Below are 26472 nucleotides of genomic sequence, written 5' to 3'. Positions count from 1 at the left end.
AATAACGATGAAAATACTAAACCAAGAAAAAGTTGATGAACTTGCTAGTGAAATTGGCCAAGAGAATGTCCCGGTTTTACTAGAGATATTTTTAGGGGAGCTCAAGGGGTATCACGAGCATTTAGAACAAAGTAATGCGGTAGATTCTGCCAAGTATTTGGCTGATATTAGCCACGCACTTAAGAGCAGTGCAGCAAGCTTTGGGGCAGATTCATTGTGTAACTTTGCGATTGGTTTGGATGCTAAGGTAAAACAAGCTAAATCCATCACAGACGAAGACTATCAAGATATGAAGGTCCTTTTGGTTACAACGTACACTGAGTACCAACAGTTGATGAATTAACAAAAAAGGAGCGTAATGCTCCTTTTTTGTATGACTTAGATAAGTAAACTGTTTAAGCCAATTGAGCTTCAATAGCTTGCTGAAGCTTGATCCTGTCGTGGCGCCAGTCTCGGTTAGGTGAGGCGAGGTCAGTCGTAACGCAATGCCAAAGACCATCGAGTTCCGGGTGAGCTGTATCACCGATAATCACGTCAATTTTGCGCGCTTTGCATGCGCGTTCACACCATTCGATTTTCTCTCTGAGTGTCATCATCCCTGCTGGGCCCGCTTCAGGCGAAAGGTTCTCGACTAAAATCACCTTAGCCTTGGTATTGTCAGCAATCGCCTTACCAATTTCTGGTAATAGCAATGGAGGCATAATGCTGGTTAAGAAACTACCTGGCCCTAACACGATACAATCAGCTTCTGCGATTGCTTGTACCGCTTCTTTGGTTGCCGGTACCTCTGGAGAAAGATCAAGGCGGCGCAGACGCTCGTCCATGTCATCGACATTGGTTTCACCTGTAACCCAGCGACCTTCCATCGAAAGTGCTGTTAGGTCAGAAGGGTGCTCGGTCATTGGAACAATGTTGACATCGACTTTGAGCATACTGCGGATAAGATTAATTGCTTCTAATGGTCGAACAGAGAGGTTATCCAAAGCAGTGAGCATTAGGTTACCGAGATTGTGGCCATCCAGTTCACCTTGACCTCGGAAACGATACTCAAACATCATCGAACTGATGGAAGGTTCGGTAATCAACTGGTTGATACAGTTTCGAGTGTCACCCCATGCTATACCACCTTGGCAGTCTCGAATTCGGCCTGTTGAGCCGCCATTATCAGTAGTGGCGACAATTCCCGTCGCATTACTGCCAAACTGTTTAAGTGCCGCTAACATGCGACCTAAGCCGTGGCCGCCGCCGACTGCGACGACTTTCTTTGAAGAGTACAAATTCATTTTTTAGTTCTTATTAGATTATTACCAACTATAATTTAGGGTAAATGCTTATAGGCAGATACTCAACAAGAGTTATTTTGAGGGTCTGGTGCGGTTTTTTTGCTGTTAAGGTTCGTTTTTTTGGCAACAGAACTAGATTCACACACAATTATTAAGTATTTTATACGCAGCTGCTACGCGTGCCCCGGTGTACCGTAGTTGCCATAACTCCGAGCTCTTAAATGCTAAGTCGCACAGTGGTATTTTGCTGTATTGATAAGCGTTGAGAGCCAGTGACATGTTGTCACAAGGGCTTAATTGGAAATGATTATGCCTCCCGTGTTTGGAAAGGTGTTCCGTGGCGCAACAATTCGAAGATAGATTCCATCGCAAGTTTTATTACTTGCGCTTGTCAGTTACAGACGTATGTAACTTTAAATGTACGTATTGCTTACCTGATGGCTACAAGCCTTCGGGGCAAAAAAACTCGTCTTTTCTCAGTGTTCCCGAGATCAAACGTATCGTAAGAGCGTTTGCTGATTGTGGTACCTCCAAGATTCGTATTACTGGTGGCGAGCCAAGTCTACGTAAAGATTTCACTGAAATTATTGATACAGTAGCCAGCACTCCGGGTATCCAAAAAGTGGCAACCACCACCAACGGTTATCGTATGGAGAAACAGGTAGCGCAGTGGCGTGAAGCTGGTCTAACGAACATTAACGTCAGCGTTGATAGTTTAGATTCGCGCATGTTTCACCAAATCACAGGTGAGAATAAGTTCACCGAGGTGATGCGTGGTATCGATAAAGCGTTCGAAGTCGGTTATGAGCAGATCAAAGTCAACGTAGTGTTGATGAAAGATCTTAATAGCCAAGAGCTGCCTTCATTCCTTAATTGGATTAAAGACAAACCTATCCAACTGCGGTTTATTGAGCTGATGCAAACCGGCGAAATGGACGATCTGTTTGATAAACACCATGTATCAGGCGTTGCCATTAGAAACCATCTGATCGCCAACGGTTGGCTTTTGAAAGTCAAAGCCGTGAATGACGGACCTGCACAGGTATTTGTCCACCCAGATTACAAGGGTGAGATTGGTTTGATCATGCCTTATGAGAAAGACTTCTGCGAAAGCTGTAACCGCTTGCGCGTGTCTGCGACCGGCAAGCTTCACCTGTGTCTCTTTGGAGACCATGGTGTTGAGTTGCGTGATCTTCTCCAAGAGGATGAACAAGAAGACGCGCTCATCGCACGCATTCAGGCCGAGCTACAGACCAAGTCAGTGAGTCACTTTCTCCATGATGGCAACAGCGGCATGACACCGCATCTTGCCTCCATTGGCGGCTAAGCTCCCACATCAACAACATTTAATCACCTAGCTTAGATAAGCTGGGTGAGTCAGTATAATCATTGAAATAGATAGAATAGGTGAACAAATGGGTCACGCAGAGAGTAAATTCCAACCTGCAAATATCGCAGTACTAACCGTTTCAGACACTCGTACAGAAGAGAACGATACATCAGGTCGTTACTTGGCGGAAAACGCTCAAGAAGCGGGTCATAACGTTGTCGACAAGCAGATCGTGATTGATGACATGTACAAGATCCGTGCAATCGTTTCTAAGTGGATTGCCGATGAAACAGTACAAGCAATCATGATCACCGGTGGTACTGGATTTACTTCTCGCGATAGTACTCCAGAAGCACTGAAACCGCTTTTCGATAAAGAAGTAGAAGGTTTTGGTGAGCTATTCCGTCAGGTTTCTTACGAAGAGATCGGCACATCGACGATTCAATCACGTGCGATTGCGGGTTTTGCTAATCACACAGTGATCTTTGCAATGCCTGGTTCAACAGGTGCATGTCGCACAGGCTGGACAAAAATCATCAAACAACAACTTGATGCTAGCCACCGCCCATGTAACTTCATGCCACACCTTTCTGTATAAGGCAGGTGATCATGAGTCAATTTACTCACATTAACGCTTCGGGCGAAGCAAACATGGTCGATGTGTCGGCAAAAGCAGAAACAGTGCGTGAAGCACGTGCAGAAGCTTTTGTTCATATGGCGCCTGAGACGCTTGAGTTGATTATGTCGGGCAGCCACCATAAAGGTGATGTGTTTGCGACAGCGCGTATTGCTGGTATTCAAGCAGCAAAGAAAACTTGGGACTTGATTCCACTTTGTCATCCGTTGCTACTATCAAAGGTTGAAGTTCAACTTGAACCAGTTGTTGAAGAAAACAAGGTACGCATCGAGTCTGTTTGTAAACTGGCGGGTAAAACCGGCGTTGAGATGGAAGCACTGACTGCAGCTTCTGTAGCGGCTTTAACCATTTACGACATGTGTAAAGCGGTACAAAAAGACATGGTGATCGATCAGGTACGCTTGCTAGAAAAAACGGGTGGCAAATCAGGCCACTTTAAGGTGGAATGATGATTACAGTTCTTTTCTTTGCACAAACTCGCGAATTGGTGGGTGTAGATAGCATAGAGGTTGACGCAAGCTTTAACACTATCGAAGCGATTCGCAGCCACCTTGTTCAGCAAGAGGGGAAGTGGGACATCGCTTTGGAAGAGGGCAAGCTTTTGGCGGCTCTGAACCAATCGATTGTTCCTCTAAGTACTGAAGTGAAAGATGGTGACGAAGTAGCATTCTTCCCGCCAGTAACCGGAGGCTAGCGATGGACTCAAGAGTATTAGTGACAGCTGAAGACTTTTCAGTTGCTGACGAATACGACTTTCTGGCTCAAGGCACCTCAGCGGGGGCAGTGGTAACTTTCGTGGGTAAGGTTCGTGACATGAACTTAGGGGATAACGTTATTGGCTTATCTCTAGAGCATTACCCAGGTATGACTGAAAAGTCTTTAAGCGAGATTTGTGATCAAGCAGAAGCCCGTTGGCCAATTCAAAAAATGCGCGTTATCCACCGAGTGGGTGACCTCGATATTGGCGATCAGATTGTATATGTTGGTGTGTCTAGCGCTCACAGAGGAGCCGCGTTTGAAGCGTGCGAGTTTGTCATGGATTACCTGAAAACTAAGGCACCGTTCTGGAAAAAAGAGCGTACAACCGAGGCAACCCGTTGGGTAGAATCTCGTGATTCAGACGCGAAAGCCGCTGAACGTTGGCAGAAATAAACACCTATTTTGATGTTCGAAAACCGACTCTTTGAGTTGGTTTTTTTTTGCCTGAAGAATAATTGACCAAAAGGTGCAGTAGGTTTGTGTGAATAAATACGCATATAAACTGATTAAAACAATTTGTTACACCAATATAATTCACTAAGCAGCTATTTGTTCTGCTTTTTAGAGAGTGATAATCCTCACAATTAACGTAAGCAACTTAGGGGATATGTGATGCCCGATTAGCTTTCATGTGGCAATAATGTTAATTTGTCAGGGTTGTTCTAGCATAAGATGCTAAAAATAAGTATCAAAACAGATATATCAACATTTACGGCTGACTTTTAATAATACATCGTATTTAAATAGCTATAAATTACGTTTTTATTAGAGTTTATCGCTAAATCATTGAGTATTTCGGAGAATTATCCGATTTTTTGCTAGTTCTTTATGGCAAATTAATTCAATGATTGATAGTGTGTGCCGCAATCTTTGTAAGGTTTTAGGTTTTTATGCTCAAAAATTGAGCTAAATAAATCTAAATCACTAACCGTTCAGTGAACCAAGCAAAGAAGTCATGGATGCAATACAAAAACTTGGAGTTTATGCATGTACAAGAATAAAATCACTCAGGCCCTTCTTCTAGGTGCTGGTCTGGCAGTGGCTGCCACTTCTACTACATCAATCGCTGCGGACGTTCCAGCGGGTACAAAATTGGCAAAGGTTCAGGAACTCGTTCGTGGTAACGGTACTGAAGTTGCAACAATCGACCCACACAAATCTCAAGGTGTACCAGAGTCTCACGTAATTCGTGACCTACTAGAAGGTCTAGTGAATCAAGACGCGGACGGCAACACTATTCCTGGCGTAGCAAAAAGCTGGGAAACATCTGACAACAAAACTTTCACTTTCCACCTACGCGACGACGCAAAATGGTCTAACGGCGACCCAGTAACTGCTGGCGATTTCGTTTACAGCTTCCAGCGTGCGGTAGATCCAGCAACAGCATCACCATACTCTTGGTACATGGAGTACACGAAGATGGTGAACGCGAAAGACATCATTGCTGGTAAGAAAGACAAGAGCGAACTAGGCGTTAAAGCACTAGACGATAAGACTCTTGTTGTTGAGCTAGAAACAGCAGTACCATACTTCGTAATGATGACTGGCCACACAACAATGAAGCCAGTACACCAAGCAACGGTTGAGAAGTTTGGTGATCAATGGACTAAACCAGAAAACTTCGTTGGTAACGGCGCGTTCAAAGTAAACAACTGGGTTGTGAACGAGCGTCTAGAAATGGTTCGTAACACAAACTACTGGGACAACGACAAAACTGTCCTAAACAAAGTTACTTTCCTACCGATCGAAAACCAAGTAGCGGAAATGAACCGTTTCCTATCTGGTGAGATCCACTTCACTTCAACGCTGCCAACTGAGCACTTTAAGCGTCTGAAGAAAGAACATGCAGATTCTGTATCTGTTGAAGGTAGCCTGTGTACTTACTACTACTCTTTCAACACGAAGAAAGAACCATTCAACGACGTACGTGTTCGTAAAGCGATCTCTTACGCTATCGACCGTGACATCGTATCGGGTGCTATCCTTGGCCAAGGCCAAAAACCAGCTTACTTCCTAACACCTGAAATCACAGCTAACTTCGATCCAGAAATGGCTGCTTACGGTGAGCTATCTCAGAAAGAGCGTAACGCAGAAGCTGCACGTCTTCTTGAAGAAGCAGGCTACGGCAAGAGCAACCCTCTAGAGTTCACTCTTCTATACAACACTAACGAAAACCACAAGAAGATTGCAGTAGCACTTGGTTCTATGTGGAAGAAGACTCTAGGTCTTAAAGTAACTCTTGAGAACCAAGAGTGGAAAACATACCTAGATTCTAAAGATCAAGGTGACTTCGAAGTTGCGCGTGCTGGTTGGTGTGGTGACTACAACGAAGCATCTTCATTCCTAACTCTAATGGTAAGTGCGAACACAACAGGTGGTCAGCACTGGGGCAACGCAGAATACGATGCTCTTATCGACAAAGCACTGAAATCTACTTCTGAAGAAGAGCGTAAAGCTATCTACCTAGAAGCAGAGAAGATGATGGCTGACGATATGCCAATCGCACCGATTTACCAATACGTGCGTTCACGTCTACTTTCTCCGCAAGTTGGTGGTTTCCCAGCTGAAAACGCGGAAGAGAAAATCTTCTCTAAAGACCTCTACATCAAAGCTCAGTAATCTGCGCTTCGATTCTAGAAAGTTAATATAAAAATATAACGATACAGACACTACATGCGCAGGGCGCGCATGTAGCGTCTTTCTAATTTTAATTGTCACAGACTGAAAGAGTGAGTTTATGCTTAAATTCATTATGAAAAGGATATTTGAAGCGATCCCAACAATGTTGGTGTTGATCACTATATCTTTCTTTCTTATGCGTTTCGCACCGGGTAACCCGTTTTCAAGCGAGCGTCCATTACCGCCAGAAGTTATGGCGAACATCGAAGCTAAATACGGTTTAGATAAACCAGTATTTGAGCAATACACAACATACTTAACGAACATTCTGCAAGGCGACTTCGGTCCTTCGTTTAAGTACCAAGATTACACAGTAAATGAGCTGATCGCAGTAGCACTACCTGTTTCTGCCAAGGTTGGTTTCGTTGCCTTCATCTTTACGCTGATTATGGGGGTATCGGTCGGAACCATAGCCGCCTTGAAGCATAATACCTGGATCGACTACACCATAATGTCGACCGCCATGCTCGGGGTTGTAATGCCATCCTTTGTATTGGCACCCGCTCTGATTTACCTATTCTCGCTTCACTGGAACATCTTCCCAGCAGGTGGCTGGCATGGTGGTACCTTTATTTACCTCGTTCTGCCTGTAATCGCAATGTCGCTTCTATACGTTGCAACGTTCGCTCGTATTACTCGTGGTAGCATGATCGAAACTCTTAACAGTAACTTTATCCGTACAGCTCGTGCTAAGGGTCTAAGTTACCGTTACATCATTCTTAAACATGCGCTTAAGCCAGCGATGCTGCCTGTTGTTTCGTACATGGGCCCGGCATTCGTAGGTATCATCACAGGTTCGGTGGTTGTTGAAACCATCTTCGGCCTACCAGGTATCGGTAAGCTGTTCGTGAACGCTGCGTTTAACCGTGACTACTCGTTAGTAATGGGTGTAACCATCTTGATTGGTTTCCTATTCATCTTATTCAACGCAATTGTTGATATTTTGCTAGCGGTTATTGACCCGAAAATTCGCTACTAACAGGGACGCATGGTTATGTTGAAGAAAAAAGAAAATTTAGAAGCGATCGAAAAGTTCTCTGAGAACTTAGAAATTGAAGGTCGTAGTTTGTGGCAAGATGCGCGAATTCGTTTTATGCGTAACAAAGCTGCGATGGTGAGTCTGTTTATTCTGACACTGATGGTATTGGCGGTTATCTTCCTACCAATGCTGGCTCAATACACTTATGACGATACTGACTGGTATGCAATGCACGTTGGTCCAAACGCTGACCACTGGTTTGGTACTGATAGCTTAGGTCGTGACCTTTACGTACGTACTCTCATTGGCGGCCGTATCTCGTTGATGGTTGGTGTGATGGGTGCCTTCGTAGCGGTATTGATTGGTACGCTTTACGGTGCAGCTTCAGGCTTCATTGGCGGTCGTACTGACCGAGTGATGATGCGTATCCTTGAGATCTTGTACGCGGTTCCATTTATGTTCCTAGTTATCGTACTAGTAACCTTCTTTGGCCGTAATATTGTACTTATCTTCGTTGCGATCGGTGCGATTGCTTGGCTTGATATGGCGCGTATTGTACGTGGCCAAACGTTGAGCCTACGTAGTAAAGAGTTCATTGAAGCTGCTCACGTATGTGGTGTAAGCAAATGGAAGATCATTACACGTCACATCGTTCCAAACGTACTGGGTATCGTAGCGGTTTACTCAACTCTACTTATCCCAAGCATGATCCTGACGGAATCATTCCTATCTTTCCTTGGTCTTGGTGTTCAAGAGCCTATGACAAGCTGGGGCGCACTGCTTCAAGAAGGTTCGCAGACGATGGAAGTTGCTATCTGGCAACTGGCATTCCCTGCAGCATTCATGGTAGTTACGCTGTTCTGCTTTAACTATGTAGGTGATGGCCTGCGCGACGCGCTTGATCCAAAAGACAGATAAACTAAATAGCAAATAAAAATATAAAAGCTATAAAAGATTAAGGAAGCAATGATGAGCTTATTAGATGTCAAAGACCTGCGCGTCGAATTTACCACTCAAGATGGTATCGTAACCGCAGTAAATGACTTGAACTTCTCACTTAACCAAGGCGAAACGCTAGGTATCGTAGGTGAGTCAGGTTCAGGTAAATCACAGACTGTATTCTCTATCATGGGGTTGCTGGCAAAAAACGGCATCATCTCTGGTAGTGCAAAATTTGAAGGTAAAGAGATTCTTAACCTTCCAGAAAAAGAACTAAACAAAGTTCGTGCTGAACAGATCGCGATGATCTTCCAAGATCCAATGACTTCGCTTAACCCTTATATGAAGGTAAGCGATCAGTTGATGGAAGTGCTGATGCTGCATAAAGGCATGGGCAAAGCAGAAGCATTCGAAGAATCTGTACGTATGCTTGAAGCCGTTAAGATTCCAGAAGCGCGTAAGCGTATTACCATGTACCCACACGAATTCTCTGGCGGTATGCGTCAGCGTGTAATGATTGCAATGGCGCTACTTTGTCGTCCTAAGCTGCTTATCGCCGATGAGCCGACAACAGCACTGGACGTAACCATTCAAGCACAAATCATGGAGCTGCTGAACGAACTGAAAGATGAGTTCAATACAGCAATCATCATGATTACCCACGATTTGGGTGTTGTTGCGGGTTCTTGTGACAAAGTACTTGTTATGTACGCAGGTCGTACCATGGAATACGGCACAGTAGATGAAATCTTCTACAACCCAAGCCACCCATATGCGGAGGGTCTGTTGAAAGCGATCCCTCGTCTAGATACTGAAGGTGAGATTCTTCCAACTATCCCAGGCAACCCGCCAAACTTACTTCGTCTACCACCAGGCTGTCCTTACCAAGACCGCTGTCATCGTGTAATGGACCGTTGTAAGCAAGAAGCACCGATTCTGACGCCATTCGGAAATGACCGTCAACGTGCATGTTTTTCTGATTGGGAGGCTTGGAAAAAATGAGTGTAGATAAGCAATTACTATTAGACATTAAAGACCTTAAGGTTCACTTTAGCATCGCTGCTAAATCGGCATGGCCTTGGGCTAAGCCTTCTAACCTTAAAGCGGTTGATGGCGTTGATATCCACCTTTACGAAGGCGAGACGCTGGGCGTAGTAGGTGAGTCAGGTTGTGGTAAGTCAACATTTGCTCGTGCAATCATCGGTTTGGTTGAAGCAACAGACGGTGAAGTAATGTGGTTAGGTCAAGACCTAACAAAAATGGAAGAGATTCAACGTCGTGAAACTCGTAAAGAGATTCAGATGATTTTCCAAGACCCACTTGCATCGCTTAACCCGCGTATGTCAGTAGGTGACATTATTGCTGAGCCGCTAGAGACATTCTACCCAGAGCTTTCTAAGCAGGAAGTAAAGGACCGCGTTAAAGAGATGATGGCGAAGGTAGGTCTACTACCAAACGTCATTAACCGTTACCCGCATGAATTCTCTGGTGGTCAGTGTCAGCGTATCGGTATCGCACGTGCGCTTATCTTGAAGCCTAAGATGATCATCTGTGACGAACCAGTATCAGCACTGGACGTATCTATCCAAGCGCAAGTTGTTAACCTTCTGAAAGAACTACAAAAAGAGCTAGGTCTCTCGCTGGTATTCATCGCGCACGATTTGTCAGTTGTTAAGCACATCTCTGACCGTGTATTGGTAATGTACCTAGGTAATGCGGTTGAGCTAGGTGAATCAGATGCTCTGTTCTCTGATCCTAAGCACCCATACACCAAGGCACTGATGTCTGCAGTTCCAATCCCGGATCCTCGTATTGAGCGCAGCAAGACAATTCAGATGTTGGAAGGTGATCTACCATCACCAATCAACCCACCATCAGGTTGTGTATTCCGTACTCGTTGTCCTCAAGCGACAGAAGCGTGTGCTGAGACAAAACCTAGAATTCAAGGTAACGACGTTCACGCGGTATCTTGTCTTCATGTACAGGTTTAATCGAACGTAATTCAGCCTGTGACAGGCTTAAGCGTGACTGGTCAAACGGTCACGCTTTTTTTATCTGTAGCTCTTATTCAAATAATTCGAACAACTAAGCCAACTTCTTCTAGTTTTGAAAAAGTTGGCTTTTTTTATACTGGTTGTGTTTGGTATAAAAAGTTCGGATATGAAGGGGTTCAAGATGGGTAAGTTAATACAAGGTGAGTGGCATGATGTCTGGTACGACACTAAGGCAAGCAATGGAAAGTTCGTTCGTGAAGATGCAGGCTTTCGTAGCTGGGTAGAGAACCGCGCAGACGCGCAGTTTCAACCCGAAAGTGGACGTTACCATCTGTATGTTTCTCTGGCTTGTCCTTGGGCACATAGAACACTTATTTTCCGCGAGCTTAAAGGCCTAACTGAACATATCGATGTCACCGTTGTATGCCCTGACATGATGAGTGAAGGCTGGCAGATGGGGTTGCCTGAACCATTGTTTGGTCATACCCGCCTACACCAAATCTACACGCAAGCTAAGCCGGATTATACTGGGCGCGTTACGGTGCCAGTTCTGTGGGATAAGAAAACCAACACTATCGTGAGCAATGAGTCATCAGAGATCATTCGCATGTTCAACTCTGCGTTTAACGGCCTAACGGGTAATGACGATGATTACTACCCACCTGCACTTCGCCACGCGATCGATGAATGGAATGATTTTATTTATCCGAATATCAACAATGGTGTTTACCGTTGTGGCTTTGCGACTACCCAAGAGGCTTACGAAGAAGCATATGAAGGATTATTTGCTGCTCTGGATAAAGTCGATGCACACCTAGCAAAAAGTCGTTACTTAGCTGGAAATACAATTACCGAAGCGGATTGGCGTTTGTTCACGACTCTGATTCGTTTTGATGCTGTGTATGTAGGCCACTTCAAATGTAATAAAAAACGTATTGCTGACTACCCACACCTGAATGGCTACATGAAAGAGCTGTATCAAGTGAAGGGTATTAAAGAGACGACGGATTTCTACCATATCAAACGTCACTATTACTACAGCCATACAGGTATCAACCCAACACAAGTGGTACCGAAGGGCCCAGAGCTCGACCTAGAATCCGCTCACGGGCGTGATATTTAGGCTAGGCAAATTGTGTTTCTGCCGGATTTTTTGGCTCTATAAAGTGCTTTATCTGTCTTTTGTAGAGCCAAATCTAGCTGTTCACTCATGCATTTAGTTGGCAGAGCGATGAGGCCACCGCTAATTGTAATATGAATCTCAGATTCACGACTCTTGATTACTTGTTCTTCAATACTCATTCTAACTTTTTCGCTCGTTTTCTTGGCTTGTTCTAAGTGTTCCGCACAGAAGATAACGCAAAACTCTTCACCACCAATCCTATAAATTTTGCTTTTTGGAAGTAGTATTTGAACTTGCTTAACCAGGCTCTTTAGCACTGCGTCTCCGGCACTATGCCCATAAGTGTCGTTAACCTGTTTAAACCAATCGACATCAAAATGCAGCAGGTGGCTAATGGCACAACAATGGATCTTAGAGGCGGTATCTTGCTGAAGAGCTAAACGGTTTAGCGCACCAGTGAGAGTATCAGTTCTTGCTAGCTCTTCTAGTCGTTTTTGAACACCAATCCTCACTGTTTCATGGTTATAGGCGATAACCCATATCATGGTATAGGGGATGGCAAAGTTTACAAAAGCAAAAGGGTAGACGTCTTCGTTAAAAAGGTTAGGGAAGTAAATTAGTGAAGTTGCTGTAAACATGGCAAAGGTTGCAATGGAGCCGATGACTCGATTGAATAACAACTGATAGAGTGGAGGGAGCACATATACCCACATCACAATCGCTGAGTTAGGTTTCGTGTGGTAAAAGCCGTAAAGCAGACCAGCTGTTATAAGAGATGCGACTAACACAGGTTGCCATGTGAGGTTGTTATAGCCTCTAACTTTGTAGTAGATCTGAAAGAAAGTCAGTGAGATTAATACCTCTATCGCGCCTAATACGTGATTGTGAGTCAGAAATAGGTTGGTTGATGCCACTACAAGTACAAACAGCCCAAGAAGGATGCTGACATTCTTCAAAACATTATCTCGAATAACAGATACTTTGGTGAATTCTATAGTCACTTCTCTCAGCCTTGGCGTAGTGTTTCAATTATTTGGTATTTCATGTTGTATTTTGACATAAAAAAAGCCCATGCATCAACATGGGCTTATAGATAGTTGTATTTATATAGCTGAGTTAAATTAGTTAACTGCTTTTTCTTCAGCTTGAGCTGCTTGGTCAGCTTGGATAGCTGTTAGAGCTACTGTGTATACGATGTCGTCAACTAGAGCGCCGCGAGACAGGTCGTTTACTGGCTTACGCATACCTTGAAGCATTGGACCGATAGATACTAGGTCTGCTGAACGCTGTACCGCTTTGTAAGTCGTGTTACCCGTGTTTAGGTCTGGGAATACGAATACAGTCGCTTTACCTGCTACTGGAGAGTTCGGAGCTTTAGAAGCTGCAACGTTTTCCATGATAGCTGCGTCGTACTGTAGAGGGCCGTCGATAACTAGATCTGGACGCTTCTCTTGAGCAAGTTTCGTCGCCTCACGTACTTTATCTACGTCTGCACCCTTACCAGATTCACCAGTAGAGTAAGAGATCATAGCAACGCGTGGTTCGATACCAAATGCCGCTGCAGAATCAGCAGATTGGATAGCGATTTCAGCAAGCTGTTCTGCTGTTGGATCTGGGTTGATCGCACAGTCACCGTAAACCAGTACTTGGTCAGGTAGCAGCATGAAGAATACAGAAGATACGATAGACGCATCAGGTGCAGTCTTGATGATTTGGAACGGAGGAACGATAGTGTTCGCAGTTGTGTGAACAGCACCAGAAACTAGGCCATCAACTTCGTCGTTCTCAAGCATCATTGTGCCTAGGAATACTGAATCTTGTAGCTTCTCACGAGCAACAACTTCAGTCATACCTTTCGCGCCACGTAGTTCAACTAGACGAGCAACGTAGTTTTCACGTACTTCGTCAGAGTTGATGATCTTAACGCCAGCACCTAGCTCAACGCCTTGCTGTGCAGCAACACGTTTGATCTCTTCAGGGTTACCTAGAAGCACACATTCCGCAATACCGCGCTCAGCACAGATAGCCGCAGCTTTAACTGTACGTGGCTCGTCACCTTCAGGAAGAACGATACGCTTAGCTGCTTTACGAGCGAATTCAGTTAGCTGGTAACGGAATGCTGGTGGGCTTAGACGACGAGACTTCTGAGTACCTTCAGTCATAGACTCGATCCAGTTGCCGTCGATGTGGCCTGCAACGTGTTCGTTGATGAACTCGATACGCTCTTTATCGTCAGCTGGAACTTCTAGGCTGAAGCTCTGTAGGTTCAGAGAAGTCTGCCAAGTGTTACCTTGCGCTTTGAAGATTGGTAGACCGCTTTCTAGAGCTGGCTTGATTAGCTCTTCGATTTCTGCAGGGATATCGTAGCCACCAGTTAAAAGAACTGCACCGATCTCAACGCCGTTCATTGCTGCAAGTGCTGCTGCAACGATAACGTCCGGACGGTCAGCCGAAGTTACTAGTAGTGAACCTGGCTTGAAGTGCTCAATCATGTGAGGCAGTGAACGCGCACAGAACGTGATGCTCTTGATACGACGAGTGTTCAGTTCACCTTCGTTGATGATTTCAGCGTTTAGGTGAGAAGCCATGTCTGCAGCACGAGTCGCGATTAGCTCGATGCTCCAAGGCACACAACCAAGTACACGGATTGGAGACGTGTTGAAGATCTCCATCACTTTTAGTTCGCTTTGCTGAGCGCTGTCTGAATCGTCAAAGATTTCAGATAGGTCAGGGCGAGTACGGCCTGCTTCATCAACTGGAGCGTTAAGCTTGTTGATGATAACACCAGAGATGTTTTTGTTCTTAGTGCCGCCGAAGTTAGAACATGCTACTTCGATGCGCTCTTTAAGTTGAGCTGGGTTGTCTGTACCCGGAGTTGCAACAAGTACAATCTCAGCACCTAGAGTCGCAGCAATTTCTGCGTTCACTTGGTTAGCGAATGGGTGCTTACGAGTTGGTACTAGACCTTCGATAAGTGTTACGTCAGCATCTTTGTTGATCTGGTTGTAACGCTCAACAACAGTTTCTAGTAGCTCGTCCATGTTGTCGTTACCGATTAGGCTTTCAGCAACAGACATCGCTAGAGGTTGACCGATCTTAACATCGCTGTTTACGCCAACGATAGTTGAAGTTAGATCAGGTTGATCACCACCAGAGCGTGGTTGAGAGATTGGTTTGTAGAAAGAAACCTTAACGCCTTTGCGCTCCATTGCGCGAAGAACACCCATGCTTGCGCTAGTTAGACCAACACCAGCACTTGTAGGGATAAGCATAATAGTACGAGACATTCGTATAAGTACCTTTAGCTATTGGATTAAAAAAGCTCAACTTCATATTCCTATTGGAGGGTAGGAATAGGAATAGAAGCTGAGCCCCATTTTTGTATCAAAATACCGCTAGCCCGGATGAGCTAGCGGTATAAATCTTGATTAAAGACCTGCTAGACGTGCAGTGTCTTCAGCGATTACTAGCTCTTCGTTAGTAGAGATAACCATCGCAGGGATGCGGCTGTCAGCAGTAGTGATAACACCTTCACCACCGAAGCGAGCTTTCAGGTTAGCTTCGCCGTCAACTTCGATACCGAAGATGCCTAGGCGGTTAAGTACTAGTTCACGGATTGGAGCACCGTTCTCACCGATACCACCAGTGAATACGATAGCGTCTAGACGACCGTCAAGAGTTGCAGTGTAGCCAGCGATGTATTTCGCTAGGCGGTGGCACATTACGTCCATCGCGCGAGTTGCTGCTTCTTCTTTACCGTAGTTGTCTTCAACGAAACGACAGTCTGGAGAAACTGCAGTTAGACCAGCTAGGCCAGACTCTTTAGTTAGCATGTTGTTGATTTCTTCAACAGAGTAACCTAGAGAATCGTGTAGGTGGAAGATGATCGCAGGATCGATGTCACCACAACGAGTACCCATTACTAGACCTTCAAGAGGAGTAAGACCCATAGAAGTGTCTACAGATTTACCGTTCTTGATTGCACAAACAGATGCACCGTTACCTAGGTGACAGTTGATGATGTTTACTTCATCAGCTGGCTTGCCTAGTTGCTCAGCTACTTCGCGAGCGATGAACAGGTGAGAAGTACCGTGCATGCCGTAACGACGGATGCCGTGCTCTTCGTATAGGTTGTACGGTAGAGCGTATAGGTAAGACTCTTGAGGCATTGTTTGGTGGAATGCAGTATCAAATACAGCAGACATTGGTAGGCCAGGGAATGACTTTTGAGCCGCCTTGATACCGATGATCGCAGCTGGGTTGTGAAGTGGTGCTAGAGCAGCACAGTCTTCGATACCTTTTAGTACGTCGTCAGTGATTAGTGCAGACTGAGTGAACTTCTCGCCGCCGTGTACAACACGGTGACCAACTGCTGCTAGGTTTTCAGCAAGTTCTGGCTTAGAAGCAAGAATAGTTTCTACCATGAACGCTAGCGCTTCTTCGTGAGCCGCGCCATTACCTAGCTGAGCTTCGTGTTTGCCGTCAAGTTTCCACTTGATGCGAGCTTCAGGAAGGTGCAGACACTCTGCAAGACCTGTTAGATGCTCGTCACCGTTTTCTGCGTCAACAACAGCGAATTTAAGAGAAGAACTACCGCAGTTTAAAACTAAAACTAGCTTAGACATGAATGACTACCTGTAAATTTGTCTGATAAAATCAGTTAAGGGTGAAAATCAATCACAAGAATAGACGAAGCACACAAGCTTGCGTACTAATCTTGGTCAAAAAAACATTAATTTCCGTATAAGTGAATGTCGCCTTTCGTCATAAAAGGGACAGGTGCAATCCTTGCAGAGGTCGTCACAAAGTTGCTTAAATTGTAAATAAGGGCAACAATGAGATTGAGGTCTGCAAATAATAGCGATATTGTGCAAATATAACAAAAAAATTTGAAAGAATATTATTTTTCGTCAATTTTTTGCGTTTTTAGTTGATGATTTCAACTTTTTTTTAACGGGAGACTCATATGAGCAATAGAGTTGGGTTAGCCAGTAGTTTAAAAGATGGCCAAAAGTACATGGATCTCTGGCCTGTCAGAAAAGAGTTAAATGCGATCTTTCCCGAGCAACGCATTATTAAGGCTACTCGCTTTGGTATTAAGGTTATGCCAGCGATCGCCGCGATCAGCATTTTAACGCAGATGGTATTCAACAATTATCAAGCGATGCCGCAAGCTGTGGTTATGGCCTTGTTTGCGATTAGCTTACCACTGCAAGGTATGTGGTGGTTGGGCAACCGCTCCAATACGCAACTGCCACCAGCATTGGTATCTTGGTATCGTGAACTGCATGAAAAGATTACTGAAACGGGCTTTGCTTTAGAGCCAATGAAGTCTCGCCCACGCTATAAAGAGCTGGCGATCATTTTGAATCGAGCCTTCCGACAACTTGATAAGTCATCAATGGAGCGTTGGTTCTAAGTTAAACCAAGATTCAAACAACACCATAAATCACTGCGCCCTTGAGATTCCTTTGGGGCGTTTTTGATCTCTCCTGCTCCTGCTTTTCTTTTGTGCGCTTAGTCGCCTTTTCAATTTTCCATTTCAGACCTTTCACTCTAACTTTTGAAGCTAGCTCATAAATTCGACACTTGTTGCACTTTTGTTATTTTTAGCTTTCGTTACTTTACTGTTACTGGTAATACTGTCAGTAATGTAATGATACGCCATTCCATTTATGCAACAGTGGTTATATGGAAGCAGGCAGGAGAGTGCATCACAGGGAGTGCTGATGAAAATAAGGTTGAATTGGTCGAGTGCCATGTTGATGAGTGTGGTGGCGCTCTTTTATTCTGGTGTCTCTCTAGCAAGCAGTGTAAAAGTTTCTATCTCTCAGATTATCGATCATCCCGACTTAAACGCAGCTCACAAAGGGCTGATTGATGGCTTAAAATCTCGTGGCTATGAAAATGGTAAGAATTTAGAGCTGACATCACAAGTCGCAGACGGTAAGCCTGCCCAAGCTGCTAGAATTGCCAGAGAGTTGGTGAGCAAAAACCCGCACGTATTGGTCGGAATAGCGACTCCATCTTCTCAGGCGTTAGTTTCAGCAACGCGCACCATTCCTATTGTGTTTACAGCAGTGACGGACCCTGTTGGTGCGCGTCTGGTAAGACGTTTGGAAAAGCCGGGTCGAAATGTAACGGGGTTGTCTGATCTCTCACCAGTGCATCAACACGTCGAGCTTATTAAACAGTTGATGCCCGATGTAGATTCTATCGGTGTTGTCTATAACCCAGGGGAGTCGAATGCGGTCGCTCTAACGTCAATGTTGAAAGACACAGCGAAACAATACGATTTAACATTGCATATCGAGCCAGTGTTCACTGTTGATGAGGTGGAAGAGAAAACTCGTCTAGTGGCCGCCAAATCTGATGTGGTTTATGCGATGACCGATAATACAGTGGCAAGTGCCATCGATGATCTGATTCAAGCCGCCGATAGCCAGAACACACCTGTCGTTGCGGGGACCACCGCGTATGTCAAAAATGGTGCGGTTATTGGAGCTGGTCTTGATTACTACCAAATTGGCTTAGAAACGGCAGAGTATGTGGCTGCGATTTTAGAGGGTGAAAAGCCGGGGAAGCTAAATGTAAGAACGCCTAAAAGCTCAACCCTCAAGATAAATCTTGAGGCACTAAAGAAGTTTCGAATCACATTGCCAACTTCCATTTTAGATCAAGCGACAAGCGTGCAGTAAACGATAGCCCTACAAAACACTAACCAGTGAACTTTATTTGAACAATGTAGGGCTACAAAGCGTGATCCACTTTAATTGTTGATAGTTTTCACATTGTTACGAATAGGATTTTTCATATCTTTAGCGAATCAATCAACGTTCGAGATTCGTTATGCGTCCATATCTATTCCATGCTCAAACCTGCGATTATGTTCAACTTGAGCAAAGAGTTCTTACTTTAAAGCTCCATACAGATCGTGATGACTGGACTAAGGTGCAAATTCGCCATGAACCAGACAATGAAGAGTATCTGGTGGACATGTCTTTGGTCGGAAAACAAGGGCGACTTTTTGTCTGGGAAGCGCAGATTCCACTTAACTCTGATCAATCCATTACTCACTATACCTTTAAGCTATTGAATAACACTGGCCAATTCTGGTTGGACTCACAAGGCGTTCACTTGCGCATGCCAAGCCGTGCGCATCACTTTAAGTACAATGCTGATCATCAACCGCCAAGTTGGGTTGCCGAACAAGTGTTTTACCAAATATTCCCAGAACGTTTTTGTAATGGGAACCCCGAGATTAGTGTTCAGCCTGGCGAGTACCGATTAAAAGAGGGCACTCTTGATGTCGTGGTAAAAGAGTGGGGGACTGAGGTTGAAGGCCATAATGGTACTGGTGCTGCGGAGTTCTTTGGTGGAGACTTAGCGGGCATACATAGCAAACTCAATTACTTGCAAGATTTGGGTATTACGGCGCTGTACTTGAACCCAATATTCGAATCGCCAAGCAACCATAAATACGACACCACCGACTATTACAATGTCGATCCTCACTTTGGTACCAATCAGGAGTTTGCTGCGCTGTCAGCTGATTTGCATTCAAGAGGTATGAAAGTGGTGTTAGATGCGGTGTTTAACCACACGTCGGTTGAGCATCCATGGTTTGATAAGTTAGGCAAAAGTGGCTTTGGGGCTTTTGGTCAGCCTGACTCTGAGTACCATGACTACTACTTTTTCAATGACAATGACCCGAAAAGTTACGTAGGTTGGAAAGGCATCAACTCTCTGCCCGTATTGAACTTCTCTAATGACTCAGTTCGAGACTACATCTATCAATCAGAAGATTCGGTGATCAAACACTGGCTAAAAGCGCCCTATGGGATTGATGGATGGCGTTTTGATGTGATCCATATGCTTGGTGAAGGCGAGGGTGCTTATAACAACGCCCACTACGTGAGAGAGTTTCGTAACGCGGCTAAAAGCCAAAATCCAGATGCCTACATACTCGGAGAGCACTTCTTTGAAGCAACTTCGTGGCTGCAGGGAGACCAAGAAGATGGTTCGATGAACTACTACGGCTTTGCTCATCCCGTTCGCGCTCTTTTGGCTAAGCAAGACATCGCTTATGAGCCAATTGATATCAGTATGCGAGATTTCTCTGACTGGCTAGCTGAAGCTCGTGCAAAAGTGCCTTGGCAGAATCAACTGTCTCAATTGAATCAACTGGACAGCCATGATACTGCGCGTTTTATCTCATTGCTTGACGGTGATGCACAGAAACAGGCTGTTGCTCTGACGTTACTGATGACCTACGTCGGAACGCCTTGCCTTTACTACGGTACTGAAGTGGGACTAGAAGGTGGTCAAGACCCAGATAACCGACGTTGTTTCCCGTGGGGAGAAGAACAGACGTCGAGCTGGTATGTCTTTACTCAGAGACTCATTCAGTTGAGGCATGAGCGTCAAAGTTTGCAAACAGGCGCTTACCAAGAGCTTTACTGTGAGGACAACGTGTTGGTTTATGCTCGAAGCTTGGACCAAGAACACACGTTAGTTGCCATAAACCTTGGTTCATCAGTCTCTGACGTTACGCTTCCAGTTTGGAAGCTAGGGTTTGAATCTGGTGAACTTAGCTCGCTATTCGATGAAAACTCTGTGTTGAGCGTTGAAGATGGCCAGCTGCAATTGTCACTAAAACCGGTCTCTTCGCTAGTGCTTGTTGACTAACCCCTATTGCTCACTTACTAGTTACCATTAAAGTAGCCCCTTGTTCGACTCATCAGCGACAAGGGGCTAAGTTTTCGAGTCATATCTATTTGTGAAATAACAAATTACATAATTTTATCGGGTTGAATGTCGTTACTGATGTAATAATATTAATGGGAAATAGATAAGCAGAAGAGCATACAGTTTATGAAAGTTAATAGGCACTTTAGCCTAACCTTTGTTTTTGGCTTTCCCGCCATTATTATCAGCATGTTGCTTGCGCTTATCGCTAAAAATCACCTCGATGCGGTAGAGAAAGAAGTTACGTACGAATATCAAAGAATCATTGATGCGTTTGAACGAACGACGACGGTTGTTACTGCTCTCGACTACAGCTTCTCTAATTACTACAAATCCAGTAACCCTCTATTCTTAGACCACAATAAGACCGTGGTAGATGGCGTGTGCCGCATATGGCCGATTGATGGCTTGTTGCTTGCCGACGGTAAAACCGCAGATATCCCTTCCGTTGATATTAACTATATGTTGGTTGGTAATGAGTCCTTGTGCTCTGAATTGAGTGATGCCTATCGAAGTGCCAGTGAGAAAGTGGCGCTCGCCCCCATTCTCTCTTTCTTAGCGCAATTAGATGATTACTACTTTGGCGTTCACTTTATTGATGCTAAGGGGTATGTGATCTCTTCACCTGAGGATTTCGCCAAAGGCTTAGGGAAAGAGCTCTTGTCGACAATTAAGAGCCGCCCATATTGGCAGAGAACAGCCAACAATCCAGATCTGTTAACCCTAGCAGGCCCTACTTATCGAACTGATACGTTGGATAGAGTGATTAGCATGACGATACCGGTATTTTACAAAGGCAGCCATCAAGGCATGCTCTCTGTGGATATCGACTCAGGTAAGCTACTGACGTCACAGAGCCATCTACTCGCTGGCCAGATAAATATAGTCGACCTTACTCATGCACTGCCGCCTGATGACGCAGTGTGGATACAGTCTTTGGAGCTAAATGGTGTCGCTGCACACCATATGATCTTTTATCAACTTGACGTGATGAAAGAGCTGAAAGCTTTTGTTAAGACGGAAACGGACAGTGTCTTTGTCGCGCTCACTGTGTATCTGTTCATGGTAATGATCTTTTTCTACATCAACAGCACAATTGAAAAGGGCTACTTTAAAGAACTTGCGGCCAAAGACCCGATGACAGGTTTGCTCAACCGACGTGGACTAGAGGCTTTCTGGCGTAATGTTCAACATGACGAGCTGTTCGTGCTGGTGGTATTTGATATCGATAATTTCAAGAGCATTAACGATACCTTCGGTCACGATAAAGGCGATGAGGTGATTCGCTATATGGCGCGCCAGATCCACAATGGGATTCGTAGTAGTGATGTTGGCGCTCGGTTTGGTGGAGAGGAGTTCGTTGTCTACCTGAGGGGAGAGGAGCGCCAGACGTTGAAGAATATCCTCCACCGTGTGAAGACTGCGATTTGTGAACAGTCGACCCATGTTATCGAAGGAGGCTTCACGGTTTCCGGTGGTGCTTGCATTGTTGAGTCTGAAAGCACTCACTTGAACTTTGACGAAGTGTTTAAGTGTGCGGATGAGAAGCTGTATCTTGCGAAAACGACAGGTAAGAACAAGATTGTATTCTAATGTTCAGAGCGACGTTGAATGTCGCTCTGACGACGAATGCATTGTTTTGAGGGGCTAGGCTATCGGAGCGGCTAATAGTTTATCTTGATAGCGCTGAATGTGTTCTACGATTGGTGCCGCCTTTTTAAAGGTACGGATTTCACGGAAGATCTCTTCCGCTTCTGGGTACTCTTTACGCAGATAAACAAACCACTGTTTGACGCGGTTAGGGTAGTAAAGCCCTTTGTCGCCCTCAATCTCAAACTCAGAATAGCGCAACAGCAATGCTAACACCTCTTTCCAAGGCATAGGTTGGTGATTGTGTTTTACAACGTTACCTAAATTTGGAACATTAAACGCGCCACGGCACACCATTAGGGAGTCTATACCTGTCGCTTTAATACAGTTCTGACCATCTTGGTAGTTCCAAATCTCACCATTGGCAATGAGTGGTATTGTCGTCTTCTGACGGATCTGGTTGATGTAATCCCACTTAATCTCAGAGGCTTTGTAACCTCCTATTTTAGTGCGGGCGTGGACTGTTAACTCATCAGCTTTAGCTTGCTCGATGGCATCGACAATCTCAAAACACTCTTCAGGATCTTCCCAACCAAGGCGAATTTTAGCTGAAACAGGGATATGTTCAGGCACTGCCTCGCGACATGCTTTCACGACCTTGTAGATAAGGTCGGGCTCTTTGAGTAGAGAAGCGCCACCATTACTCTTATTAACCGCCTTAGCCGGGCAACCGAAGTTAAGATCAATGCCTTTCGCACCAAGGTTTGCTGCCTGAATGGCATTTTGTGCCATCCATTCAGGGTGCTGACCAAGCAGTTGTACGTGAACAGGGACACCAGCCATAGTCTGAGAGCCTTGGTGCAGCTCTGGACATAGACGATGAAAGACGTGCGGTGGTAGCAGCTGATCGGTGACGCGAACGAATTCCGTCACGCAAAGATCGTAGTCGTTGATCTCTGTGAGGATCTCTCGCATTAGGTGGTCTAACACACCCTCCATCGGGCCTAGTATTACTCGCATATAGAACTACCGAAACATCTCTGTCCTGAAAATAAAGAGGCGTGATTGTACGGTGTCCCTTGCTGATTGTCACTATTGGCGCGTTTTCAGGAAATTTACCTCATCTCGGTAAATTCAGCCAAAGGTAAACTGTGCAGATGGACGATAACGAGTATACTTAGCGCAAATCTCATATGAACGATGAAGTATTAATGACATATCAACTATTAAAACAAGATGGCTTGCCGCAAGAGTGTACGCCTCAGTTTGTTGAAGGTGCAATCTTGGCATCTAACCTTGCTACTAAGCCACTAGACCCGAAAGAGTGGCTGGCTGTGATCTCGCCAGAAGCAGAAGAGAGCTTCATCGGTTTGGTTACTGAACAGATTAACCGTCAACATAATCTAATTCAGCGCAGTGAATACTTACTGACAGAGGTTCTTACTGAAGGTGATTTCAATGAGCAATTTGCGGATTTCGCTGAAGGTTTTATGATGGTTTGGCCGACTGTGGAAGAGCAGTGGCAACAAGCGAATATGGCTGACGGTACACTGAGAATGCTTCAAGCCCTTCTGACGACACTGATGTTAGCAATCGATGAAGAACAGACTCAGCAGCAAATGGTAGCCGCAGGACTGGAAAATCCACCTGCGTTTGCAGATTTAGTTGGTCAAGTTGATTTAATGGTTAACGAAGTAGCATTGGCTGCAGATGAAGCTATGTTAGGTAACAAAGCTCAAAGCGTAAACCCGTTTAAAAATATTGGCCGAAATGATCCTTGCCCATGTGAAAGCGGCAAGAAGTTTAAGCAGTGCTGCGGTCGAGCGCAAGCTTAGTTTTAAACTAACGGCTCGCTAAACAGAAAAACAAAAAAGTCGACCTTCATCGGTCGACTTTTTTATTGGTATTTCAAATTTCGCCTATTTCGATTTAGCGAACTGAGAGATCACGATGAGACCCAGTGCAATCAGGTTACCTGCGAAAATCACCACCAACCATTGTGGCATTGATAAACCAACAAACTGCCATACAACTTTAGCGCAGTCGCCGTAAGCCTCAAACATCCAAGGTGCCCATTCATTCAATGGTGCCCAGCTTGGGAAAGTCACGAATAGATCACAGGTTGCGAAAGGAGATGGGTTGAACTGATAGTCGACGTGCTCGAGCGATAACATTAAACCTTTGTAGGCTCCGAATCCCCATCCAGCCAAGCCCAGCCAACATACTATAGGGTTGTTAGGTGCGATAGCGCCAATCATTGCAGCAACACCAATGGCGAGCATAGCAATTCGCTCATAGATGCACATTACGCATGGGCCAAGCATCATAACGTGTTGGAAGAACAACGCACATGCTTCAAAGAAGATTACGAAGCCAAGTAACAATAGCCAAGAAAGTCGGCCTTTAGAGAAATCTTTGAGCATTACAAGAAAGTTCACGAATTTAGTCCTTCAATAAAATTAAAAAAGCCCTGATTACTCAGAGCTTTTTATCTTGGATAAGTTTCCTAATCAATGATTATTTTTCATTACTTAGATTCACTTATTAGCTTTACGACACGTTATGGTGATTAGTGACCGTTTGAAATCACTGAGGTCACTTCACCAGTGTGTTGCACAATCCAACCTGCATCGTAGAACCAAGCTGTCATTGGCTCAACAAAGAACACAATACCTGCAAGACCAACTAGAGCCAGTACGATAGTGTAAGGCAATGCCATGATTACCATACGGCCGTAAGAAAGGCGGATAAGTGGTGCTAGAGCAGAAGTCAGCAGGAATAGGAAGGCTGCTTGACCATTTGGCGTTGCAACTGAAGGTAGGTTAGTACCTGTGTTGATCGCTACTGCAAGTAGGTCAAATTGGTCGCGACTGATGATGCCTTCAACTAGCGCCGTTTTCACTTCGTTGATGTAAACCGTACCAACGAATACGTTATCCGATACCATAGATAAGATACCATTCGCTACATAGAACAGGGCAAGCTGTGCACCTTTGTCTTCTACGTGAAGTACCGAATCGATAACAGGCTTAAATAGACCTTGGTCGATGATTACAGCAACGATTGAGAAGAATACAGCAAGTAGAGCGGTAAATGGCAGTGCCTCTTCAAACGCTTTCCCCATAGAGTGCTCTTCGATTACACCTGTGAACGCAGTTGCTAGGATGATAACAGATAGACCAATCAGGCCTACTTCAGCTACGTGTAGAGCAAGACCTACGATTAGCCATACTGCAATTGCGCCTTGAACCCAAAGCTTCGCGATGTCTTGTTTAGTGCGGCTTGCTTTCTGCGTGTTATCAAACTCAACAAGGATTTGACGAACGTTAGCAGGCAGTTTTGCACCGTAGCCAAAGATTTTTAGCTTCTCAACAAGTGCACACGTGATGATGCCGCAGATGAATACCGGCAGTGTTACCGGCAACATACGGATGATGAATTCCCCGAATTCCCAACCCGCTTGTTTAGCGATAACCAAGTTTTGAGGTTCGCCTACCATGGTCATTACACCACCTAAGGCTGTACCAACACCTGCATGCATAAGCAGTGAACGAAGGAATGCACGGTAGTCTTCAAGGTCTTCACGAGTCAGTTCTGAAATCTCTTCATCATGAGTGTGGTCGTGTGCTGAGTTAGAGCCTTTGCCTGAAGCCACTTTGTGGTAAATAGAGTAGAAGCCTACAGCCACACTGATTACTACTGCGATAACCGTTAGTGCATCTAGGAACGCTGATAGGAATGCAGCTGCAATACAGAATGCAACAGAAAGTAGAATCTTAGAGCGGATGCCAAGCAGTATCTTTGTGAAGATAAAGAGCAAGAGCTCTTTCATGAAGTAGATACCGGCAACCATGAAGACGAGTAAGAGTAATACTGGTAGGTTGGCTTGGATTTCGTGGTAAACCATTTCAGGTTTGGTCATACCAATTGCGATAGCTTGAATAGCTAGCAGACCACCTGGTTGAAGAGGGTAACATTTGAGCGCCATTGCCAGTGTAAAAATAAATTCTACGACTAATAGCCAACCCGCAACAAATGGATCAACGAGGAAAAAAACAAATGGGTTGATGATTAAAAACGAAATGATGGCAACTTTATACCAATCAGGAGCCTTACCAAGAAAGTTCTTGATGAAAGCGTTTCCGAGAGACATCGGCATGTTAATACTCTTTTATGTTGATTATGAATTGACAAGCAATACAACATTCGAGCTTCGAGCTATAGAAATTTGTTAAAAACTATAACTAACAGTGACTTAGAAAAACTACATTCCATGTAATGTTCTGTGGCCTTGCCAAGTCACTCCCTTAGAAACTCGTGCACTGCTCATTTTTGAGCGCAACTCTACTCTTAGATAACATTTAGTCAACAGGAAATGCTCTGTTGGCCTAAAAATACCTCTTTTTTGTTG

24 protein-coding genes and 1 riboswitch are annotated in these 26472 nt (G+C 44.7%); of the genes, 17 read left to right on the top strand and 7 right to left on the bottom strand.

The genetic code is table 11. The features are described 5' to 3' along the window. Positions 1 to 7: 7 nt before the first annotated feature. Positions 8 to 343, top strand: a complete 336-nt coding sequence (gene luxU, locus KI743_RS17390; protein ID WP_032552000.1) for a quorum-sensing phosphorelay protein LuxU — start codon at positions 8 to 10, stop codon at positions 341 to 343. A 52-nt stretch (positions 344 to 395) separates the two neighbouring features. On the opposite strand, the gene KI743_RS17385 is transcribed toward luxU, so the two are convergent. Next, positions 396 to 1283 carry a YvcK family protein gene (locus KI743_RS17385; protein WP_285467443.1) on the bottom strand — a complete coding sequence of 296 codons (888 nt, stop codon included), beginning with the start codon at positions 1281 to 1283 and terminating at the stop codon, positions 396 to 398. 195 nt (positions 1284 to 1478) lie between these two features. Then, positions 1479 to 1632, top strand: a riboswitch (molybdenum cofactor riboswitch). Between KI743_RS17385 and moaA the strand changes: the two genes are divergently transcribed. The 11 genes from moaA to KI743_RS17330 all read left to right on the top strand — a co-directional run bounded on the left by moaA (position 1621) and on the right by KI743_RS17330 (position 11723). Continuing rightward, entirely contained in the window at positions 1621 to 2610 is a 990-nt protein-coding gene (gene moaA, locus KI743_RS17380; protein ID WP_032552002.1) for a GTP 3',8-cyclase MoaA, read from the top strand. It overlaps the preceding riboswitch by 12 nt. A gap of 88 nt (positions 2611 to 2698) precedes the next feature. After that, positions 2699 to 3211 carry a molybdenum cofactor biosynthesis protein B gene (moaB, locus tag KI743_RS17375; RefSeq protein ID WP_150868996.1) on the top strand — a complete coding sequence of 171 codons (513 nt, stop codon included), beginning with the start codon at positions 2699 to 2701 and terminating at the stop codon, positions 3209 to 3211. Between the two features lie 11 nt (positions 3212 to 3222). Continuing rightward, positions 3223 to 3699: a cyclic pyranopterin monophosphate synthase MoaC gene (moaC, locus tag KI743_RS17370; RefSeq protein ID WP_285467440.1), complete on the top strand. Its 477-nt coding sequence runs from the start codon at positions 3223 to 3225 to the stop codon at positions 3697 to 3699. After that, the gene (gene moaD, locus KI743_RS17365; protein ID WP_150868995.1) at positions 3699 to 3944 is read left to right on the top strand and encodes a molybdopterin synthase sulfur carrier subunit; all 246 of its coding nucleotides are present in this window, start codon (positions 3699 to 3701) and stop codon (positions 3942 to 3944) included. Before moaC ends, moaD begins: the two co-directional genes overlap by 1 nt. A gap of 2 nt (positions 3945 to 3946) precedes the next feature. Beyond that, positions 3947 to 4402, top strand: coding sequence for a molybdopterin synthase catalytic subunit MoaE (moaE, locus tag KI743_RS17360; RefSeq protein ID WP_032552006.1), 456 nt, complete (start codon positions 3947 to 3949; stop codon positions 4400 to 4402). Positions 4403 to 4996: 594 nt separating this feature from the next. Continuing rightward, positions 4997 to 6628 (top strand): ABC transporter substrate-binding protein, encoded by a 1632-nt coding sequence (locus KI743_RS17355; protein WP_032552007.1) that lies wholly within the window; start codon positions 4997 to 4999, stop codon positions 6626 to 6628. Between the two features lie 118 nt (positions 6629 to 6746). Next, complete coding sequence (gene oppB / locus KI743_RS17350; protein WP_032552008.1) at positions 6747 to 7667, top strand: oligopeptide ABC transporter permease OppB; 921 nt, start codon at positions 6747 to 6749, stop codon at positions 7665 to 7667. 15 nt (positions 7668 to 7682) lie between these two features. Beyond that, entirely contained in the window at positions 7683 to 8585 is a 903-nt protein-coding gene (gene oppC / locus KI743_RS17345) for an oligopeptide ABC transporter permease OppC (protein WP_032552009.1), read from the top strand. Between the two features lie 51 nt (positions 8586 to 8636). Then, positions 8637 to 9608 (top strand): ABC transporter ATP-binding protein, encoded by a 972-nt coding sequence (locus KI743_RS17340; protein WP_032552010.1) that lies wholly within the window; start codon positions 8637 to 8639, stop codon positions 9606 to 9608. Continuing rightward, positions 9605 to 10597 (top strand): murein tripeptide/oligopeptide ABC transporter ATP binding protein OppF, encoded by a 993-nt coding sequence (gene oppF / locus KI743_RS17335; RefSeq protein ID WP_285467439.1) that lies wholly within the window; start codon positions 9605 to 9607, stop codon positions 10595 to 10597. Before KI743_RS17340 ends, oppF begins: the two co-directional genes overlap by 4 nt. Positions 10598 to 10781: 184 nt before the next feature. Further along, positions 10782 to 11723: a glutathione S-transferase family protein gene (locus KI743_RS17330; RefSeq protein ID WP_285467438.1), complete on the top strand. Its 942-nt coding sequence runs from the start codon at positions 10782 to 10784 to the stop codon at positions 11721 to 11723. Here the strand turns inward: KI743_RS17330 and KI743_RS24660 are convergent. The 3 genes from KI743_RS24660 to KI743_RS17315 form a co-directional block, all read right to left on the bottom strand. After that, the gene (locus KI743_RS24660; protein WP_285467437.1) at positions 11720 to 12724 is read right to left on the bottom strand and encodes a GGDEF domain-containing protein; all 1005 of its coding nucleotides are present in this window, start codon (positions 12722 to 12724) and stop codon (positions 11720 to 11722) included. The genes KI743_RS17330 and KI743_RS24660 overlap by 4 nt on opposite strands. Before the next feature lie 120 nt (positions 12725 to 12844). Continuing rightward, entirely contained in the window at positions 12845 to 15010 is a 2166-nt protein-coding gene (gene pta / locus KI743_RS17320; protein WP_285467436.1) for a phosphate acetyltransferase, read from the bottom strand. A gap of 141 nt (positions 15011 to 15151) precedes the next feature. After that, complete coding sequence (locus KI743_RS17315) at positions 15152 to 16348, bottom strand: acetate kinase (protein ID WP_032552014.1); 1197 nt, start codon at positions 16346 to 16348, stop codon at positions 15152 to 15154. A 341-nt stretch (positions 16349 to 16689) separates the two neighbouring features. Here KI743_RS17315 and yfbV point away from each other — a divergent pair, with 341 nt between their 5' ends. From yfbV to KI743_RS17295, 4 genes are all read left to right on the top strand, one after another. After that, a complete protein-coding gene (gene yfbV / locus KI743_RS17310) occupies positions 16690 to 17142 on the top strand; it encodes a terminus macrodomain insulation protein YfbV (RefSeq protein ID WP_032552015.1) in 453 nt (150 codons plus the stop codon). Positions 17143 to 17452: 310 nt separating this feature from the next. Further along, positions 17453 to 18421: an ABC transporter substrate-binding protein gene (locus KI743_RS17305; RefSeq protein ID WP_285467435.1), complete on the top strand. Its 969-nt coding sequence runs from the start codon at positions 17453 to 17455 to the stop codon at positions 18419 to 18421. Positions 18422 to 18572: 151 nt separating this feature from the next. After that, entirely contained in the window at positions 18573 to 20411 is a 1839-nt protein-coding gene (gene malZ / locus KI743_RS17300; RefSeq protein WP_285467434.1) for a maltodextrin glucosidase, read from the top strand. 186 nt (positions 20412 to 20597) lie between these two features. After that, positions 20598 to 22064 carry a diguanylate cyclase gene (locus tag KI743_RS17295; RefSeq protein WP_285467433.1) on the top strand — a complete coding sequence of 489 codons (1467 nt, stop codon included), beginning with the start codon at positions 20598 to 20600 and terminating at the stop codon, positions 22062 to 22064. A 54-nt stretch (positions 22065 to 22118) separates the two neighbouring features. Here KI743_RS17295 and dusC read toward each other — a convergent pair whose 3' ends face one another. After that, complete coding sequence (dusC, locus tag KI743_RS17290; protein WP_285467432.1) at positions 22119 to 23081, bottom strand: tRNA dihydrouridine(16) synthase DusC; 963 nt, start codon at positions 23079 to 23081, stop codon at positions 22119 to 22121. Between the two features lie 191 nt (positions 23082 to 23272). Between dusC and KI743_RS17285 the strand changes: the two genes are divergently transcribed. Continuing rightward, a complete protein-coding gene (locus KI743_RS17285; RefSeq protein ID WP_285467431.1) occupies positions 23273 to 23896 on the top strand; it encodes an SEC-C metal-binding domain-containing protein in 624 nt (207 codons plus the stop codon). Between the two features lie 84 nt (positions 23897 to 23980). Here the strand turns inward: KI743_RS17285 and dsbB are convergent, their stop codons facing one another. Beyond that, entirely contained in the window at positions 23981 to 24484 is a 504-nt protein-coding gene (dsbB, locus tag KI743_RS17280) for a disulfide bond formation protein DsbB (RefSeq protein WP_285467494.1), read from the bottom strand. 146 nt (positions 24485 to 24630) lie between these two features. Continuing rightward, positions 24631 to 26220: a Na(+)/H(+) antiporter NhaB gene (gene nhaB / locus KI743_RS17275; RefSeq protein WP_285467430.1), complete on the bottom strand. Its 1590-nt coding sequence runs from the start codon at positions 26218 to 26220 to the stop codon at positions 24631 to 24633. Positions 26221 to 26472 lie beyond the last annotated feature (252 nt).

The organism is Vibrio sp. D420a (assembly GCF_030248625.1).
GTDB lineage: Bacteria > Pseudomonadota > Gammaproteobacteria > Enterobacterales > Vibrionaceae > Vibrio > Vibrio fortis_A.
Note: the sequence above shows the minus strand (reverse complement) of the source record. Positions and strands in the feature narration are given on the sequence as shown.